The sequence below is a fragment of the Streptomyces sp. NPDC093071 genome (assembly GCF_044754545.1).
Classification (GTDB): domain Bacteria; phylum Actinomycetota; class Actinomycetes; order Streptomycetales; family Streptomycetaceae; genus Streptomyces.
This window is the reverse complement of record NZ_JBIVPH010000005.1, coordinates 257,934-275,190: the sequence shown is the minus strand read 5'-3', so window position 1 is coordinate 275,190 and position 17,257 is coordinate 257,934. Positions and strand designations below refer to the sequence as shown.

Genomic DNA, 17,257 nt, shown 5'->3' with positions numbered 1-17,257 from the left:
TCGGGTCCGGCTTTCACGGAGAACGGCGCGGGGGCCGGGACCGAGGCTCCCGGGAAGGGTTCAGAGCACGAACGCCTGAGCGCCGTTCTCCGTCACCATCGGGCGCCCTGCTCCGTCCCAGGCGAGCATTCCGCCGTCGACGTTCACCGCGTCGAAGCCCTGCTGGACCAGGTACTGGGTGACCTGCGCCGACCGGCCGCCCACCCGGCACATCACATAGGCGCGGCCGTGCTCGGCCAGGGACTCCGTGACCTCGCCGAAGCGGGCCACGAAGTCGCTCATCGGCACGTGCACCGCGCCCTCGACGTGGCCCGCGGCCCACTCGTCTTCCTCCCTGACGTCCAGCACCAGGGCATCGGCCGGCACGGCAGCCGCGTCCACCGAGGGCAGCGGGGAGAAATTCATGGGATTGGCCTTCTCTCGTCGAAACCGCCCGACTCTCGCCGGAACCGCCCGAAGCGGGGTCTCGGGCGCACGGAAAAACCTACTGCACCAGGCCGGACAGCTCGTTCTCCCGCTCGGAGACCTGCGCGAGCAGCTGCTCCGCGATCTCTTCGAGCAGCCGGTCGGGGTCGTCCGGCGCCATCCGCAGCATCGCGCCGATCGCGCTCTCCTCCAGCTCGCGCGCCACCGCCGACAGCATGTCCTTGCGCTCCGCGAGCCACTCCAGGCGCGCGTACAGCTCCTCGCTCTCGCTGAGCCGCTCCTCGGCCGGTGCCGGACCGGCCTCCCACTCGGCGGACAGCTCGCGCAGCAGTCCCTCGTCGCCCCGGGCGTAGGCGGCGTTGACCCGGGTGATGAACTCCTCGCGCCGCTTCCGCTCGCCCTCCTCCCGGGCCAGGTCGGGGTGGGCCTTGCGGGCCAGCTCGCGGTAGAGCCTGCGGGCCTCCTCGCCGGGCCGGACCCGCTTCGGCGGCTGCACCGGCCGCTCGGTGAGCATGGCCGCCGCCTCGGGGGAGAGTCCGTCGGTGTCGATCCAGTCGTGGAACAGCTCCTCCACCCCGGGCATCGGCATGACCGCCGCCCGGGCCTCCTGGGCCCGCCGCAGGTCCTCGGGATCGCCGGTGCGCGCCGCCCGGGCCTCGGCGATCAGCGCCTCCAGCTCGTCGAGCCGCGCGTACATCGGGCCGAGCTTCTGGTGGTGCAGCCGGGAGAAGTTCTCCACCTCGACCCGGAAGGTCTCGACGGCGATCTCGAACTCGATCAGCGCCTGCTCGGCCACCCGCACGGCACGCTCCAGCCGCGCCTCGGGCCGCTCGTCACCCCCGGCGTCCGCCCCGGGCTGCCCACCGGCAACGCCGCCGTCCGCACCACCGGTCACGCCACCGGTCGCACCGTCGGCCACGCCGCCGTCCGCGTCACCGGTCACGCCCTCGGCCGCACCGCCGACCGCGTTCTCGGTGCCGTCCCGCTCCTGATCCCGGCCCTGGTCCACGTCGCTGTCCTCGCTCCGGCTCGTCACCCTCCCAGCGTAAGGGGCCGGGACCGCCCGCCCTCGCGGAGGAGCCCGCCCCCACGGAGGGGTTCAGACGCCGAGTTCGGCCGCCACGCGTCCGGAGCGGACGGCGGAGAGCAGGTCGGCGTGGTCGGCCGTGGTGCGGTCCGCGTACGCGACGGCGAAAGAGGCCACGGCCTCGTCCAGCTCCTCGCTCTTGCCGCAGTAACCGGATATCAGGCGCGGGTCGGCGCTGTGGGCGTGGGCGCGGGCGAGCAGGGCCCCGGTCATCCGCCCGTAGTCGTCGACCTGGTCGGCGGTGAGCGCGGCGGGGTCGACGCTGCCCTTGCGGTTGCGGAACTGGCGCACCTGGAACGGGCGCCCGTCGACCGTGGTCCAGCCGAGCAGGATGTCGCTGACGACCTGCATCCGCTTCTGCCCGAGCACCACGCGCCTCCCCTCGTGGCCCGCGTCCTCCACCCCGAACCCGGCGGGCGGGAGGTGGGGGAGCAGGACCGAGGGCCGGGCCTCCTTGACCTGGAGCACCAGCGGCTCGCCCCGGTGGTCGAGGAGCAGCACGACGTAGGAGCGGGTGCCGACGCTGCCGGTGCCGACCACCCGGAAGGCCACGTCGTGGACGGCGTACCGGGCGAGGAGCGGCAGCCGGTCCTCGGACAGGGTCTCCAGGTAGGCGCCGAGGGAGGAGGCGACCAGGGCCGCCTCGGCGTCCGGGACCCCGCGCAGCACCGGGGGAGCGTCGACGAACCTGCGGCCGCCGCCCTCGGCGTCCGCCACGGCCTCGGTCGACCGGGCGGCGAACCGGGCGCTGGTGTTGTTGCGGGCCTTGGCGGAGACCTTCTCCAGGATGCCGAGGAGGTCGTGGGCGTCGGCGTGGGAGACGAGCTCCTCGTCGGCGATCGCGTTCCAGGCGTCGGCGGCGGGGAGGCGGGCGAGCAGGCGCATGGTGCGCCGGTAGGCGCCGACGGCGTCGAAGGCGGCGGCCCGGCAGACCTCCTCGCTCGCGCCGACCTCCCGCCCGGCGAGGACCAGGGAGGTGGCGAGCCGCTTGAGGTCCCACTCCCAGGGGCCGACGACGGTCTCGTCGAAGTCGTTGAGGTCCATGACGAGCCGGCCGCGGGCGTCCCCGTAGAGGCCGAAGTTGGCGGCGTGCGCGTCGCCGCATATCTGCGCGGCGATCCCGGTGACAGGGGTCCCGACGAGGTCCTGGGCCATCAGTCCGGCGGAGCCGCGCAGGAAGGCGAACGGGCTCGCCGCCATCCTGCCGACCCGCATCGGCGTCAGCTCGGGGACCCGGCCGAAGTTCGACTCCTCGACGGCGCGGACGGCGTCCGGGCGGTCGGCGACGGGGTCCTGCCGGTCGTGCGAGGAACGGGGGACCCGTCGGCGCAGTTCCTTGCCCCGCTCCTTGGGGGAGGCGCCGGCCCCCGCGTCCGCCCGGCGCGCGAACCCCGGCACGTGCGGGACGCGCTCCGCGCGCGGCGCTCCGTCCGTGCCCCGCCGCTCCGGCACGACAGCCGTGATCACGTCCATGGGACGCCCTCCCCCGATGCGATGTTCGTCCTCGTTCGGCCCTGACGGTACCTCCGCCGCCGATCGGCCGTCTCCCCCTGTGGACAAGCACCTGTGGACAACTCCCCGCCGCCGGGCCCGGGGCGGGAATCAGACCGCGACGGCCTCCTCCATCTCCTCCTCGGCCTCGGCCTTCCTCTCCACGGTCCGCGCCTCGGAGGGCCCGGCGGCCGCCTTCGCGCGCCGTGCCTCCGCGCGGCCCGCGACGGCGACGAGAGCGGCTCCGGCGAGGAGCCAGAGGGCGAGGACGAGGACGTTCCCGCCGAGGGCGTGGCCGTCGAAGTACACGTGGGCGCGCACGCCCTCGACGAAGCCCGCGCCGTTCCAGAAGGCGTGCAGGGCGCCGAAGAAGCCGGGCTGGAGCTCGGGCCGGTAGATGCCGCCGGAGCTGGTGAAGTTGAGCATGACGAAGAGGACCATCACGCCGAGCGTGGTCCAGCGGCGCAGGAAGGTGTGCAGCCCGACGCCGACCAGCAGGATGCCCGCCGCGTACAGCCAGGACATCGCCCACACCCCGCCGAGTCCGTGGTCGACCAGGTGGAAGACCGGTCCGGCGAAGAGGGTGCCGATCAGGCTGACGACGAACGACATCCCGGCGGCGAGGAGGACCCTGATCCGCAGGGGCAGGACGGCTCCGGCGCCGCCGATGACGGCGACCGAGGCGTACGCGCCGATGCTGAGGGCGACCAGGAGGAAGAAGACGCCCTGGCCGGTGGGGTCGCCGGAGGCGGTGGGGGCGACGTCGGTGACCTTCAGCGGGGCGCCCTGTGCGGCGGCGACCTTGGTGAACACCTTCTCGACCGCCATGGCGCTGGTGTCGGAGGAGCCCGAGGCGACGAGGAGTTCGGGCTTCTCGCCCGGTACGTACGCGCCGAAGCTGTGCTGCCCGCGCAGCGCGGTGACGGCCGCCTCCCGGTCGGCGACGGTCCGGACGTCGAGGGCGCCCGCCCCTTCGTCCTGGAGCGACTGGGCGAGGACCTGGTGCGCGGGTGCCGAGCCGACGACGTCGACGCGCAGGTCGTGGGGTGCGGGCGCGTGGAAGGCGCCGAGGTAGGCGAGTCCCATGCCGACGCACATCAGCAGGGGGGTGAGCAGATGCCCGAGGACGTGCTTCAACGCTCCCCTGGTGTTCGGTCCTGCGGACACCGAGACCTCCATGGTTGGCTTTTACAACTAAAGAACCGTTGTACTATACAACCGAAAGGCCGTGAGGGGCGAACAGCGTCCGCACGAGCCCGCACCACGACGAGGGAGCCCCCATGAACGGCGGCGCGGAACCACCCCGCGAGGCGTCCCTGGACGTCATCCAGCGCGAGCTGACGGCCTTCGCCCGCCGGGCCCGCGCCGCGGCGGCCCGGGTCCATCCCGAGCTCCCGCTCGTCTCGTACACGCTCCTCGCCCACATCGAGGAGAGCCACGGCTGCCGCGCCACCGACCTCGCGGCCCACTACCTGCTGGACAAGTCGACGGTCAGCCGCCAGCTCGCCGGCCTGGAGAAACTCGGCTTCGTGGAGCGCCGGCCGGCCCCCGACGACCACCGCGTGCAGGTCCTGCACGCCACGGAGGCGGGCACGAAGGTCCTCGACTCGGCCCGGACCAACCGCCGGACCGCCTACCAGGAGCGCCTCAAGGACTGGTCGGCCGAGGACCTCGCCCGCTTCGCCGCGTACCTCCTGCGCTACAACGACGCCGGCACGACCGGCCTCCCGAACCGCCCCGGGCCCTGAGCCTCCGGCGGCTCCTACAACCCCACGGCAGTCCCGGACCAGCCCCTACAACCCCGCGTCCCGCGCGAGCAGCGCCGCCTGGACGCGGTTCTCGCAGTCCAGCTTGGCCAGGATCCGGCTGACGTACGTCTTCACCGTGCCCTCGCTCATGTGCAGCCGCTTCCCGGCGTCCGCGTTGGAGAGCCCCTCCCCGAGCAGCGCCAGGACCTCGCGCTCCTTCTCGCTGAGCGCCGCCACCCGCCCCCGGGCCTCTTCCGCGCGGGCCGCCTCCCGGCCCCTGGCGAGCCGCTCCACCACGTGCCGGGTCGCCGCGGGCGACAGGTACGCGTCCCCCGCCGCGGCCGCCCGCACCGCCCCGATCAGCTCCGCGGGCGCCGTGTCCTTCAGCAGGAACCCGGCGCCCCCGTGCTCCAGGGCCCGCAGGACGTTCTCCCGCTCGCCGAAGGTCGTCAGGATGATGACCCGGGCCGCAGGCGCCGCCCGCCGCAGCTCCGGCAGCGCCGAGAGCCCGTCGAGGACCGGCATCTGGATGTCGAGCAGCACCACGTCGGCGGCGTGCGCCCGCGCCGCCTCGACCGCCGCCCGCCCGTCGGCCGCCTCCCCGACGACCTGGATGTCCGGATCCGAGATGAGGATCATCCGGATCCCCGCCCTGATCAGCGGCTCGTCGTCGGCGACCACGACCCTGATGGGCTGCCCTGCCACAGCTTCTCCCCCACGGCTCCGGTACGAGCGGCCGCGCTACCGCTGCTCGGCCATGTACGACTTCTTCTCGATCAGCTTGCCGTCCTTGAAGCAGAACCGGAAAACGGGCTCCTCGTCCCAGCTGTCGCTCGTCTCCGAGGACAGCAGCACCAGGCACTCGGACCCTTCCGGCCGCGCGGGCCCCGACCCCTGGAGGCCCACCGTGGCTATCGAGTCGCCCGAGGGCAGCTGGGCGCGGACCTCCTGCTCGGCCGCCCCGACCTTTACCGCCTCGTACTCCGAGGGCTCGATCATCCCCTTCTCCAGCGAACCCACCAGGAAGTAGAGGCCGAAGCCCCCCGCCACCAGAAGCAGGACGAGCGCCGCGAACGCGATCCCGCACCCCAGCGCGACCCCCCTGCCCGTGCCCGTACCCCTGCCCCCACGCACCGCCATCGCCAGCTCCCGCTCGGTGAACGTCCAGTCGGCCGGTCCGACCACGACCGGACGACCATCGCCCACCAGCGGCTTCGTGGTCTGCTGCCGGAAGTCGTCGGCCGCATCGACCAAAGGCGCCGCCTCCGCGACCGGCGCCGCCCCGTACGGCAGCATCCCGGCCACCCGGAATCCGCCGCCGTCGGCCGGGCCCGCGTGGCACATGCCTCCCACCAGCCGGGCCCGCTCGGCGAGGCCGGTCAGTCCCTGCCCGCCGCTCACCATGTCCTCGGCGGGCCCGTCCGCCGGCGCCTCGTTGACGACCTCCACCACGAAGGCGTCCGGCTCGTAGCGCAGTTCGACGCCGATCGGCGCTCCCGGCGCGTACTTGTAGGCGTTGGTGAGGGCCTCCTGCACGATCCTGTACGCGGCGTGGTCGGCCGCGGGCGCGAGCGGCCGCTCCTCGCCCGCCCGCCGGAGCCCGACCTCGGTGCCGGCCGCCCGGGCCGCCGCCACGAGCCCCTCGATGCCGGCGATCCCCCGGGCCGCCCGCCCCGTCTCGTCCCCCGCGGGCGCGGGCGCCACAGCGGGCCCGTCCGCCGCGCCGACCCCGTCGCGGAGTATCCCGACGACCTCCCGCAGCTCGTGCATCGCGGTCACCGAGGCGTTCCGCAGGACGCCGACCACTTCGCGCTGCCGCTCGCTCAGCTCCCGGTCCACCTCCAGGGCCCCCGTGTGCACGGCGATCAGGGCGAGTTGGTGTCCGAGGCTGTCGTGCATGTCCTGGGCGATGCGCTGCCGCTCCCGCAGCCGCGCCTGCCAGACCACCATGGTCCGCTCGCGCAGCAGTTGGGCGTTGCGCTCCTGGAGCGCGTGCAGCAGGGTCCGCCGCTGGGTCCAGTAGCGGTGGGCGAGCGCGGGCGCCAGGGTGGTCCCCAGGTAGTACAGGGTCGCCATGAAGGCGACGGTGAAGAGCCGCTGCCGGTCCCAGGTGTCCACGAGCGTCCCCCCGACGTCGAGGACGAAGGCGGCGATGAACGCGGTCAGCGCCCGCCCGGCGCTCGCGATGTACCGGCCGGCCGACCAGCCGACCACGATCAGCAGCGGCCCGAACCCGGCGGCGAAGGGTGCGAGCGCCGCCGTCAGGACGAGCACGCTCGCGGGGAGCCTCCGGCGCAGCAGCGACAGCACGGCGGCGCCGGCGGCGACCCCCGCGAGCCGCCATCCCTCGCCGCCCATCAGCTCCTCGGTCCCGGCGCCGAGCAGCGCCACGACCGCGGCGAGCGCCACCTCACCGGTGGTCCTGCGCCCCGACCACTGCCCGGGCACCGCGAACCAGGCCCACGCGGCGGCGAGCGCGGCCCCGATCCCGTACGAACCCCGGTCCCCCGACTTCGACATAGCGTCCACGCCCGCACCCTAGGCAGGCGCCCCGCCGTCGGCCTTCCCTCTTTCGTCTCACCCGCCCATGACGAAGGTCGTGCCCTGTGGAGTACCTCACACGAGGACGTCGGTCCCCGGGACGGGAAACAGGTCGGGAAACCGGGTGGGAAAAGAGAGAAGGCCGACACCATCTTCATGGTGTCGGCCTTCTCGTCCGTACATCTGGAGCGATGCTCCTGGTGCGCGAGGGGGGAGTTGAACCCCCACGCCCTTTCGGGCACTGGAACCTGAATCCAGCGCGTCTGCCTATTCCGCCACCCGCGCATTGGGTGTGCTCCGGGCCCTCTCACTTTTCGGTGGGAGCGCCTGGCGACATCAGAAGATTAGCACGTCGCAGACCGTGGATTCACATCCGTTGTTTCGACTCCGCTCGCGGAGACCAAGGTGACCAGGGTGAGGGAGTGACAGGAGGGCGGACGGGGGTAGGGCGAAGCGAAGGGGAGCCCGAAGCCGGGGAGAAAGAGGGCCTCCGGGGCAGAAGAAGCCGACCGGGCGGGCGCCGGGCCGGCCGGGGAGGCCGATCCGGCGCGGGAGCCGGGCGAAGGGAAGCCGAGCGGAGGGAAGCCGGACGAGCAGGAGGCCGGAGAGCGCGGACGGATCCCGGACGGATCGCGGACAGAGGACGGACAGAGAGCGAACACCAGGGACGGACAGGAGCGGGCGGAAGGCCGGACACCAGGGACCGACAGGAGCGGGCGGAGAGCCGGACACCAGGGACCGACAGGGGCGGACGGAGAGCCGGACAGGGAGCGGCCGGACGGAAGCGCGGAACGGGGAACAGCGGGAGGAACGCGGACGGACCGCCCGCACCTCGGACCGCGCCCCCAACTTCCACAGCCGGGTGCGGGACACTGTCCACAGGCCGCCTCTACGATCCGTGGGGGCAACCTGTGAGAGGTGACACTCGTCCACAGGGCAGAGAAGGGGAACCAGCCGATTTCCCGACGCGTGGATACGATCAGTAAGCAGTACCAGGACGACAACGACGGAGGAGGTGCCCCATGGGAGTCCTGAAGCGTTTCGAGCAGCGTCTCGAAGGTCTGGTCAACGGCACCTTCGCCAAGGTCTTCAAGTCCGAGGTCCAGCCGGTCGAGATCGCCGGCGCGCTCCAGCGCGAGTGCGACAACAACGCGCAGATCTGGAACCGCGAGCGGACCGTCGTGCCCAACGACTTCATCGTCGAGCTGAGCACACCGGACTACGAGCGCCTCAGCCCCTACTCGGGCCAGCTCGGCGACGAGCTCGCCGGCCTGGTCAGGGACTACGCCAAGCAGCAGCGGTACACCTTCATGGGACCGATCAAGGTCCACCTGGAGAAGGCCGAGGACCTCGACACCGGTCTGTACCGCGTCCGCAGCCGCACGCTGGCGTCGAGTACGTCACAGTCGCAGCCGCCCGCGGGCGGACAGCAGCAGGGCCGCGACGGCTACGGGTACCCCCCGGCCGGCGCCCCGCCCATGCCCGCCTCCCCGCCCCCCGGCGCGCCCGGCCACCGGCCGCAGGCCGCCGCGGGCCGCCCCGGCGCCATGCCCGGCCCCGCCACCCACGGCGGAGCGGGCACCCAGGTGCGCCGCTGGATCGAGATCAACGGCACCCGCCACCAGATCTCGCGCCCGACCCTGGTCCTCGGCCGCAGCACCGACGCGGACGTGAGGATCGACGATCCCGGCGTCTCCCGCCGGCACTGCGAGATCCGGACCGGAACGCCCTCGACGATCCAGGATCTCGGATCCACCAACGGCATCGTGGTGGACGGGCAGCACACCACCCGCGCTACGCTCCGCGACGGCTCGCGGATCGTCGTGGGCAGCACCACCATCGTTTACCGGCAAGCCGAAGGGTGAAGCGGGGGCAATGTCAGAGCTGACCCTGACGGTCATGCGGTTGGGTTTCCTGGCCGTTCTGTGGCTGTTCGTCATCGTGGCCGTCCAGGTCATCCGCAGTGACCTGTTCGGCACGCGGGTCACCCAGCGCGGTTCGCGGCGCCAGGAGGCGCGGCCCCAGCAGGCCACGCGCCAGGCCTCCGCGCCCCCGCAGCAGCGCGGCCAGCAGCAGAACACGGGCGGTCGCCAGCGCCGCGGCGCCCCGACCAAGCTCGTCGTGTCCGAGGGCACCCTCACCGGCACGACCGTCGCCCTCCAGGGCCAGACGATCACGCTGGGCCGGGCGCACGACTCGACGATCGTCCTCGACGACGACTACGCGTCCAGCAGGCACGCCCGGATCTACCCCGACCGGGACGGCCAGTGGATCGTCGAGGACCTCGGGTCCACCAACGGCACGTACCTCGACCGGGCCCGTCTCACCACCGCGACGCCGATTCCGCTGGGCGCGCCGATCCGCATCGGCAAGACCGTCATCGAGCTGCGGAAGTAGTGGCGACATCATGAAGAGGCGCGAGCGGAGCGAGCGAGCCGGGGCGGTCCCCGCCCCGGGGTGTTCCGTGCTCCCGGCCGGAGCGGCTGAAGCGTCCGGAGCGACTGAAGTGACCGGAGCGACCGGAGGGTGGGCAGTGTGGGTCGAGACCGGCTGTACCCCGATGCAGCGTCGACAGGGCAGGTGCGCATGACTCTGTCGCTGCGCTTCGCCGCGGGCTCGCACAAGGGCATGATCCGCGAGGGCAACGAGGACTCCGGCTACGCCGGTCCCCGGCTGCTCGCCATCGCCGACGGCATGGGCGGCCAGGCCGCCGGCGAGGTCGCCTCCTCCGAGGTGATCTCGACCCTCGTCACGCTCGACGACGACGTCCCCGGCTCCGACATCCTCACCTCGCTGGGTACGGCGGTGCAGCGCGCCAACGACCAGCTGCGGATGATGGTCGAGGAGGACCCGCAGCTGGAGGGCATGGGCACCACGCTCACCGCCCTCCTGTGGACCGGCCAGCGGCTCGGCCTGGTGCACGTCGGCGACTCGCGCGCCTACCTGCTCCGCGACGGCGTCCTGACCCAGATCACCCAGGACCACACCTGGGTCCAGCGGCTCGTCGACGAGGGCCGGATCACCGAGGAAGAGGCCACCACCCACCCGCAGCGCTCGCTCCTCATGCGCGCGCTCGGCAGCGGCGACCACGTCGAGCCCGACCTCTCCATCCGCGAGGTCCGGGCCGGCGACCGCTACCTGATCTGCTCCGACGGCCTGTCCGGCGTGGTCTCGCACCAGACCCTCGAGGACACCCTCGCCAGCTACCAGGGCCCGCAGGAGACCGTGCAGGAGCTGATCCAGCTCGCGCTGCGCGGCGGCGGCCCCGACAACATCACGGTGATCGTCGCCGACGTCCTCGACGTCGACGGCGGCGACACCCTCGCCGGCCACCTCAACGACACCCCGGTCGTCGTGGGCGCGGTCGCCGAGAACCAGGCCCAGCTGAACGACGGCGGGGCCATGCAGACCCCGGCCGGCCGCGCCTCCGGGCTCGGCCGCCACTCCTCGCACCGGCAGCCCCCGGCCGGCGGCTTCGGCCCGCCCGGCAGCGGCGACGGCCAGGGCTACGACGGGATGCCCCCGGAGGGCTCCTTCGAGTCGTACACCGAGGACGACTTCGTCAAGCCGCGCAAGGGCCGCAAGTGGCTCAAGCGCTCCTTCTTCCTCGTCCTGGTCCTCGCCCTCGTCGGCGGCGGCCTCTACGGCGGCTGGCGCTGGACGCAGACCCAGTACTTCGTGGGCTCCAAGGACCAGCACGTGGCGCTCTACCAGGGGATCAGCCAGGACCTGGCGTGGGTCTCGCTGTCGAAGGTCGAGAAGGACCACCCCGAGATCGAACTCAAGTACCTCCCCGCCTACCAGCGGAAGCAGGTCGAGGACACGATCGCGGGCGGCAGCCTCGGCAAGGCCGAGACGAAGATCTCCGAGCTGGCCGTGCAGGCCTCCGCCTGCAAGAAGACCGAGCAGCGCCGCGCCGCCGCCGAGAAGGCCGCCGACCAGGCGAGCAAGCCGCCGGCCCAGAAGCCCGACGGCACCGCCACCCCCGACTCCAAGCCCACCACAGCCGCTCCGTCCCCGGGTCCCACCCTCACCGGGGAGGAGCAGAAGCTGGCCTCGAACTGCGGCAAGCAGTAAGCACCCGTAGGGGGGCCTTTCACCACCATGAGCGTTGTCACCAACACGACCACCATCGGCGCGATCGAGGCGCCGAGCCGTCGTAACACCGAGCTGGCGCTGCTCGCGTTCGCCGTCGTCATCCCGGTGTTCGCGTACCTCAACGTCGGCCTGGCCATCGACGGCAAGGTGCCGGCCGGAATGCTCGGGTACGGACTCGGCCTCGCCCTCCTCGCGGGCGTCGCACACCTGGTGGTCCGGAAGTGGGCCCCGTACTCCGACCCGCTGCTCCTGCCGCTGGCGACCCTGCTCAACGGCATGGGCCTGGTGCTGATCTGGCGGCTCGACCAGTCGCCGCGGCTGATCGCGACCTCGATGCGGCGGTACGGCAGCTTCAGCCCGGACGCCCCCAGTCAGATGATGTACTCGGCGATCGGCATCGCCATGTTCGTGGGCGTGCTGCTGCTGCTCAAGGACCACCGGGTCCTCCAGCGCTACACGTACATCTCCATGGTGGTCGCCCTCGTCCTCCTGCTGCTGCCGCTCGTCCCCGGCCTCGGTACGGACAGCTTCGGCGCCAAGATCTGGATCCGGGTCGGCGGCTTCTCGATCCAGCCGGGCGAGTTCGCCAAGCTGGTCCTCGCGGTGTTCTTCTCCGGCTACCTGATGGTGAAGCGGGACGCCCTGGCCCTGGCCAGCCGCCGCTTCATGGGGCTCTACCTGCCGCGAGGCCGCGACCTCGGCCCGATCCTGACGATCTGGGCGGTCAGCCTCCTCATCCTGGTCTTCGAGAACGACCTCGGCACCTCGCTGCTGTTCTTCGGCATGTTCGTGATCATGCTGTACGTGGCGACCGAGCGGACCAGCTGGATCGTCATGGGTCTGCTGATGGCGGCGGGCGGCGCGGTCGCCGTCAGCTCCTTCGCCAGCCACGTCCAGTCCCGTGTGGCGGCCTGGCTCGATCCCTTCGGGTGCCTGGAAACGGCCACCGATCCGAACATGCTCAACGCCTGTGACCAGATGACCCAGGTGCTGATGTCCTTCGGCTCCGGCGGCATCCTCGGCACCGGCCTCGGCCAGGGCAACTCCGACCTCATCGGCTTCGCGGCCAACTCCGACTTCATCTTCGCCACCGTCGGCGAGGAGCTCGGCCTCACCGGTGTGATGGTCTTCCTGCTCCTCTACGGGCTGATCGTCGAGCGCGGAATCCGCACCTCCCTCGCCGCGCGCGACCCGTTCGGCAAGCTGCTCGCGATGGGCCTCTCCGGCGCCTTCGCGCTCCAGATCTTCGTCGTCGCGGGCGGTGTCCTGGGGCTCATCCCGCTCACCGGCATGACCATGCCGTTCCTCGCGTACGGCGGTTCCTCCGTGATCGCCAACTGGGCACTGATCGGCATCCTGATCCGGATCAGCGACACCGCGCGCCGTCCCGCGCCCGCGCCCGCCCCGTCCCCCGACGCCGAGATGACCCAGGTGGTCCGTCCGTGAACAAGCCGCTGCGGCGGGTCGCGATCTTCTGCGGCCTGCTCATCCTCGCCCTGCTCCTGCGGGACAACTGGGTGCAGTTCGTCCGTTCCGACGAGCTGACCACGCACGCGAAGAACACCCGTGTCCGCATCGAGCGGTACGCCAACGAGCGCGGCAACATCATCGTCGACGGCAAGCCGATCACCGGCTCCGTCGACTCCAAGGACGAGTACTACAAGTACAAGCGCACCTACGTCGACGGCCCCATGTGGGCCCCGGTCACCGGTTTCGCCTCGCAGGCGTACGACGCCACCCAGATCGAGAAGCTCGAGGACGGCATCCTCACCGGCAACGACGACCGGCTCTTCTTCGACCGCACCCTCGCCATGTTCACCGGCGAGCAGAAGAAGGGCGGTGACGTCATCACCACCCTGAGCGGCGCCGCGCAGAAGGCGGCCTTCGAGGGCCTCGGCAAGAACACCGGTGCCGTCGTCGCCATCGAGCCCAAGACCGGCAAGATCCTGGCGATGGCCTCCACCCCCTCGTACGACCCCTCCTCCTTCGCCGGCTACTCCGGCAAGGACGAGAAGGCCTGGGTCGCGCTGGAGAAGGACAAGAACAAGCCGAAGCTGAACCGGGCGCTCCGCGAGATCTACCCCCCCGGCTCCGTCTTCAAGGTCGTCACCGCCGCCGCCGCGCTGGAGAACGGCAAGGTCAACGACATCAACGCGCCGACCGACACCCCCGAGGGCTGGAAGATCCCCCTCTCCTCCAAGGAGATGGTCAACCACGCCAGCGGCTGCGCGAACGCCAGCCTGAACCGGGCGCTGGAGATCTCCTGCAACTCGGTCTTCGCGAAGCTCGGTGACGACGTCGGCCGCGACAAGATGGTCGAGATGGCCGAGAAGTTCGGTTTCAACGCCGAGCAGTTCACCCCGGTCCGCTCCTCCGCCTCCGTCTACGACAAGAAGTCCGACCGGGGCGGCAACGCGCTCTCCTCCATCGGCCAGTTCAACACCGCGACCACCCCGCTCCAGATGGCGATGGTCACGGCGGCGATCGCCAACGACGGCAAGCTGATGAAGCCGTACATGATCGACGAGCTGCGCGCGCCGAACGTCGACCTGGTCAAGAAGAACGAGCCCGAGGAGCTGAGCCGCCCGGTCTCGCAGGAGACCGCCCAGAAGCTCCAGCAGATGATGGAGAACGTCGTCACCAAGGGCACCGGCGGCAACGCCGACCTGAAGATGGACGGCGTGAAGGTCGGCGGCAAGACGGGTACGGCCCAGCACGGCGCGAAGAACGCCAAGCGCCCCTACGCCTGGTTCATCTCGTACGCGAAGACCGCCGAGGGCTCCCCGGTCGCGGTCGCCGTCATCGTGGAGGACTCGGCGGGCACGAACCGCGAGGACATCAGCGGCGGCGGCCTGGCCGCCCCGATCGCGAAGTCCGTGATGAAGGCGGTCCTGAAGAGCCGGGGATGATCCCACGGCACGGCACGGGCCAGGTACCGGTCAGGTATCAGCTACCGGCCCCGGGCGGAACGCCTGCCCGGGGCCGGTAGCGTATGCGCGAACAGCACACACCGCCGGACCACCCATGGGTGCGGTCGGGACAGACGGAGAGGGCTGGATTAGCTATGGAAGAGCCGCGTCGCCTCGGCGGCCGGTACGAGCTGGGCTCGGTGCTCGGCCGTGGTGGCATGGCCGAGGTGTACATCGCCCAGGACACCCGGCTCGGCCGCACCGTCGCCGTGAAGACGCTGCGGGCCGACCTGGCCCGTGACCCGTCCTTCCAGGCCCGGTTCCGCCGTGAGGCACAGTCCGCCGCCTCGCTGAACCACCCCGCGATCGTCGCGGTCTACGACACCGGCGAGGACTACGTCGACGGGGTCTCCATCCCGTACATCGTGATGGAGTACGTCGACGGCTCCACCCTGCGTGAGCTTCTTCACTCCGGGCGCAGGCTGCTCCCCGAGCGCACCCTGGAGATGACGGTCGGCATCCTCCAGGCGCTGGAGTACTCGCACCGCGCCGGCATCGTGCACCGCGACATCAAGCCGGCGAACGTCATGCTGACGCGCACCGGCCAGGTCAAGGTCATGGACTTCGGCATCGCGCGCGCCATGGGCGACGCGGGCATGACCATGACGCAGACCGCCGCGGTGATCGGCACGGCCCAGTACCTCTCCCCGGAGCAGGCCAAGGGCGAGCAGGTCGACGCCCGCTCCGACCTGTACTCCACCGGCTGCCTGCTGTACGAGCTGCTCACCGTCCGTCCCCCCTTCATCGGCGACTCCCCGGTCGCGGTCGCGTACCAGCACGTCCGCGAGGAGCCGCAGCCGCCGAGCAACTTCGACTCCGAGATCACGCCCGAGATGGACGCCATCGTCCTGAAGGCGCTGGTCAAGGACCCCGACTACCGCTACCAGTCGGCCGACGAGATGCGCGCGGACATCGAGGCCTGTCTTGACGGGCAGCCGGTCGCGGCCGCCGCCGCGATGGGCATGGCGGCGGCGCCCGCGTACGGCGGGGGCTACGGCGGCTACCCGCCGGAGGACCAGCCGACCACGGCCCTGCGCCAGGCCGACCCGGGCGGCCAGACCGCCATGCTGCCCCCGATCAACCCGAACGACGGCGGCTACGGCTACGACGACCGCCCGGACCGCCGGCGCGGCGGCGGCCAGAAGAAGTCGAACACCTCGACGATCCTGCTGGCCCTGGCCGGCGTCCTGGTCCTCATCGGCGCGATCTTCATCGGCGTCTCGCTCTTCGAAAAGAAGGACGGCCCGGATCCGGTCACGGTCCCGCAGCTGGTCGGCGAGAAGCTGGACGTCGCGACGAAGCACGCCGCCAACGTGAACCTGAAGGTCCAGCAGGCGGGCACCGAGCGCTGCGAGCAGCCCACCGGCGCCATCTGCCGCCAGGAGCCGGTCGCGGACAACGTCGCGAAGCTGGCGCCCGAGAGCACGATCAAGGTGTACGTCTCCGAGGGCGCGCCGCTCGTGGAGGTCCCGGACGTCCAGGAGCAGTCCCAGGAGCGGGCCACGAAGTCCCTGGAGGACAAGGGCTTCAAGGTCAAGGTCGAGGAGGAGGAGTCCGACGCGAACCCGGGCTCGGTCCTGCGCCAGAACCCGGGCGGCGGCACCAAGGCGGAGAAGAACTCCGAGGTGACGATCACCATCGCGAAGAAGAAGCTGAGCACGGTTCCCCCCGTCGTGGGCAACCAGCTCGCTCAGGCCGAGCAGCAGCTGAAGGCGCTGGGCTTCGTCGTGGTCACCGAGGAAGTGGACTCCGACAAGCCCAAGGGCGAGGTCCTGGAGCAGACGCCGGAGGGCAACGCCGCGGTCGCGGGAGGCACCGAGGTGAAGCTCAAGGTCTCCAAGGGCCCGCAGCAGACCCAGGTCACGATCCCCGACGGCCTCGCGAACCGTCCCTTCAAGGACGTCAAGGCACAGCTCGAAGGCATGGGCCTGTCGGTCGTCCAGAAGGGTTCGGACAAGGAGGACGCGATGGTGGTCGCCACGAACCCGGGCGCGAACACCCCGGTCAACACGGGCTCCTCGGTGGACGTCTTCACCGTGGGCGGCGGACTCCCCAGCAACCCCGGTGACAACAACAACGGGGACAACAACGGCGGCAACAACAACGGTGGCGGCGGCTGGTTCGACTGATCGTCCGCCTCGCGGTACGGGAGAGCCCCGGCGTCCAGGACGGATGCCGGGGCTCTCCCGTATGTCTGTGTCGCGGCCCGGGGGCTCAGCGCAGCTCCGCCGGGGGCGTCCGGTCCCGGTCGACCCGTTCCGTGCGCTCCAGTTCGCCCCAGACGATGTACCGGTAGTCCGAGGTGTACATGGGCGTGCAGGTGGTCAGCGTGATGTAGCGGCCCGGCTCGTTCTTGCCGGACTCCTTCGGGACGGGCTGGAGGACGTCCACGTTGTACTTCGTGGTCTCGGGCAGGGTCTTGTAGACCTTGTAGACGTACCAGGTGTCCTTGGACTCGAAGACGATCGCGTCCCCGGTCTTCAATTTGTGGATGTTGTGGAACTTCGCCCCGTGCCCGTCCCGGTGGGCGGCCAGGGTGAAGTTGCCCTGCTTCTCCTGCGGGAGCGCGGCCTTGATCGGGTCGGTGTAGTAGCCGGCCACGCCGTTGTTGAGGACGTCGGGGTCGGTGCCCCGCTTCACCAGGACCTCGCCGTCGCCCATCGCCGGCACGTGCAGGAAGCCGATGCCGTCGCGGGTGTCGAGCGCGCCCGGGGCGTCGTCGGCCCAGTGGTCGCGGACCTGGGCGCCGTCCTGGTCGGCGGCGCGGTCGGCGAGGACGTTGGTCCACCACAGCGAGTAGAGGACGAAGAGACCGAGCACCAGGCCGGCTGTGATGAGGAGTTCGCCGAAGACGCTGATGGTCCCGGCGATCCGGTTGCGCGCTCGTGCCACTAGGT

The 17,257-nt window shown here is 71.4% G+C and carries 14 protein-coding genes and 1 tRNA gene; 7 read left to right on the top strand and 8 right to left on the bottom strand.

The genetic code is table 11. The features are described 5' to 3' along the window. Nucleotides 1-60: 60 nt before the first annotated feature. The 4 genes from ACIQD7_RS22040 to ACIQD7_RS22025 all read right to left on the bottom strand — a co-directional run bounded on the left by ACIQD7_RS22040 (nucleotide 61) and on the right by ACIQD7_RS22025 (nucleotide 4,183). Complete coding sequence (locus tag ACIQD7_RS22040) at nucleotides 61-405, bottom strand: rhodanese-like domain-containing protein (RefSeq protein WP_121830098.1); 345 nt, start codon at nucleotides 403-405, stop codon at nucleotides 61-63. A 79-nt stretch (nucleotides 406-484) separates the two neighbouring features. After that, a complete protein-coding gene (locus ACIQD7_RS22035; protein WP_402443800.1) occupies nucleotides 485-1,321 on the bottom strand; it encodes a hypothetical protein in 837 nt (278 codons plus the stop codon). Nucleotides 1,322-1,525: 204 nt separating this feature from the next. Then, nucleotides 1,526-2,986 (bottom strand): DUF2252 domain-containing protein, encoded by a 1,461-nt coding sequence (locus tag ACIQD7_RS22030; RefSeq protein WP_402443587.1) that lies wholly within the window; start codon nucleotides 2,984-2,986, stop codon nucleotides 1,526-1,528. A 129-nt stretch (nucleotides 2,987-3,115) separates the two neighbouring features. Continuing rightward, nucleotides 3,116-4,183, bottom strand: a complete 1,068-nt coding sequence (locus ACIQD7_RS22025) for a hypothetical protein (RefSeq protein ID WP_402443585.1) — start codon at nucleotides 4,181-4,183, stop codon at nucleotides 3,116-3,118. 101 nt (nucleotides 4,184-4,284) lie between these two features. On the opposite strand from ACIQD7_RS22025, the gene ACIQD7_RS22020 reads away from it, so the two are divergent. Further along, a complete protein-coding gene (locus ACIQD7_RS22020; RefSeq protein WP_402443583.1) occupies nucleotides 4,285-4,752 on the top strand; it encodes a MarR family winged helix-turn-helix transcriptional regulator in 468 nt (155 codons plus the stop codon). Nucleotides 4,753-4,797: 45 nt separating this feature from the next. Here the strand turns inward: ACIQD7_RS22020 and ACIQD7_RS22015 are convergent, their stop codons facing one another. The 3 genes from ACIQD7_RS22015 to ACIQD7_RS22005 form a co-directional block, all read right to left on the bottom strand. Beyond that, the gene (locus tag ACIQD7_RS22015) at nucleotides 4,798-5,457 is read right to left on the bottom strand and encodes a response regulator (RefSeq protein WP_402443581.1); all 660 of its coding nucleotides are present in this window, start codon (nucleotides 5,455-5,457) and stop codon (nucleotides 4,798-4,800) included. A gap of 36 nt (nucleotides 5,458-5,493) precedes the next feature. Continuing rightward, entirely contained in the window at nucleotides 5,494-7,272 is a 1,779-nt protein-coding gene (locus ACIQD7_RS22010) for a sensor histidine kinase (protein ID WP_402443798.1), read from the bottom strand. A 219-nt stretch (nucleotides 7,273-7,491) separates the two neighbouring features. Continuing rightward, nucleotides 7,492-7,578, bottom strand: a tRNA-Leu gene (locus ACIQD7_RS22005). A 737-nt stretch (nucleotides 7,579-8,315) separates the two neighbouring features. Between ACIQD7_RS22005 and ACIQD7_RS22000 the strand changes: the two genes are divergently transcribed. The 6 genes from ACIQD7_RS22000 (at nucleotide 8,316) to pknB (ending at nucleotide 16,489) form a co-directional block, all read left to right on the top strand. Then, complete coding sequence (locus ACIQD7_RS22000; protein ID WP_161372083.1) at nucleotides 8,316-9,158, top strand: DUF3662 and FHA domain-containing protein; 843 nt, start codon at nucleotides 8,316-8,318, stop codon at nucleotides 9,156-9,158. Between the two features lie 10 nt (nucleotides 9,159-9,168). After that, nucleotides 9,169-9,690: an FHA domain-containing protein gene (locus ACIQD7_RS21995; protein WP_402443578.1), complete on the top strand. Its 522-nt coding sequence runs from the start codon at nucleotides 9,169-9,171 to the stop codon at nucleotides 9,688-9,690. Nucleotides 9,691-9,879: 189 nt separating this feature from the next. Further along, nucleotides 9,880-11,370 (top strand): Stp1/IreP family PP2C-type Ser/Thr phosphatase, encoded by a 1,491-nt coding sequence (locus ACIQD7_RS21990; protein ID WP_121829105.1) that lies wholly within the window; start codon nucleotides 9,880-9,882, stop codon nucleotides 11,368-11,370. Nucleotides 11,371-11,397: 27 nt separating this feature from the next. Then, entirely contained in the window at nucleotides 11,398-12,837 is a 1,440-nt protein-coding gene (locus ACIQD7_RS21985; protein ID WP_121829106.1) for an FtsW/RodA/SpoVE family cell cycle protein, read from the top strand. Further along, nucleotides 12,834-14,300: a penicillin-binding protein 2 gene (locus tag ACIQD7_RS21980; RefSeq protein ID WP_121829107.1), complete on the top strand. Its 1,467-nt coding sequence runs from the start codon at nucleotides 12,834-12,836 to the stop codon at nucleotides 14,298-14,300. Before ACIQD7_RS21985 ends, ACIQD7_RS21980 begins: the two co-directional genes overlap by 4 nt. A gap of 155 nt (nucleotides 14,301-14,455) precedes the next feature. After that, entirely contained in the window at nucleotides 14,456-16,489 is a 2,034-nt protein-coding gene (gene pknB, locus ACIQD7_RS21975) for a Stk1 family PASTA domain-containing Ser/Thr kinase (protein ID WP_402443576.1), read from the top strand. An 85-nt stretch (nucleotides 16,490-16,574) separates the two neighbouring features. Here the strand turns inward: pknB and ACIQD7_RS21970 are convergent, their stop codons facing one another. Beyond that, nucleotides 16,575-17,252: a class E sortase gene (locus ACIQD7_RS21970; protein ID WP_402443574.1), complete on the bottom strand. Its 678-nt coding sequence runs from the start codon at nucleotides 17,250-17,252 to the stop codon at nucleotides 16,575-16,577. Nucleotides 17,253-17,257 lie beyond the last annotated feature (5 nt).

Coding starts and splice junctions, on each gene's coding strand:
- ACIQD7_RS21985 (WP_121829106.1), top strand. CDS start 11,398: ATGAGCGTTGTCACCAACACGACCACCATCGGCGCGATCGAGGCGCCG.
- ACIQD7_RS22010 (WP_402443798.1), bottom strand. CDS start 7,272: ATGTCGAAGTCGGGGGACCGGGGTTCGTACGGGATCGGGGCCGCGCTC.
- ACIQD7_RS21990 (WP_121829105.1), top strand. CDS start 9,880: ATGACTCTGTCGCTGCGCTTCGCCGCGGGCTCGCACAAGGGCATGATC.
- ACIQD7_RS21995 (WP_402443578.1), top strand. CDS start 9,169: ATGTCAGAGCTGACCCTGACGGTCATGCGGTTGGGTTTCCTGGCCGTT.
- pknB (WP_402443576.1), top strand. CDS start 14,456: ATGGAAGAGCCGCGTCGCCTCGGCGGCCGGTACGAGCTGGGCTCGGTG.
- ACIQD7_RS22030 (WP_402443587.1), bottom strand. CDS start 2,986: ATGGACGTGATCACGGCTGTCGTGCCGGAGCGGCGGGGCACGGACGGA.
- ACIQD7_RS22000 (WP_161372083.1), top strand. CDS start 8,316: ATGGGAGTCCTGAAGCGTTTCGAGCAGCGTCTCGAAGGTCTGGTCAAC.
- ACIQD7_RS22025 (WP_402443585.1), bottom strand. CDS start 4,183: ATGGAGGTCTCGGTGTCCGCAGGACCGAACACCAGGGGAGCGTTGAAG.
- ACIQD7_RS22040 (WP_121830098.1), bottom strand. CDS start 405: ATGAATTTCTCCCCGCTGCCCTCGGTGGACGCGGCTGCCGTGCCGGCC.
- ACIQD7_RS22020 (WP_402443583.1), top strand. CDS start 4,285: ATGAACGGCGGCGCGGAACCACCCCGCGAGGCGTCCCTGGACGTCATC.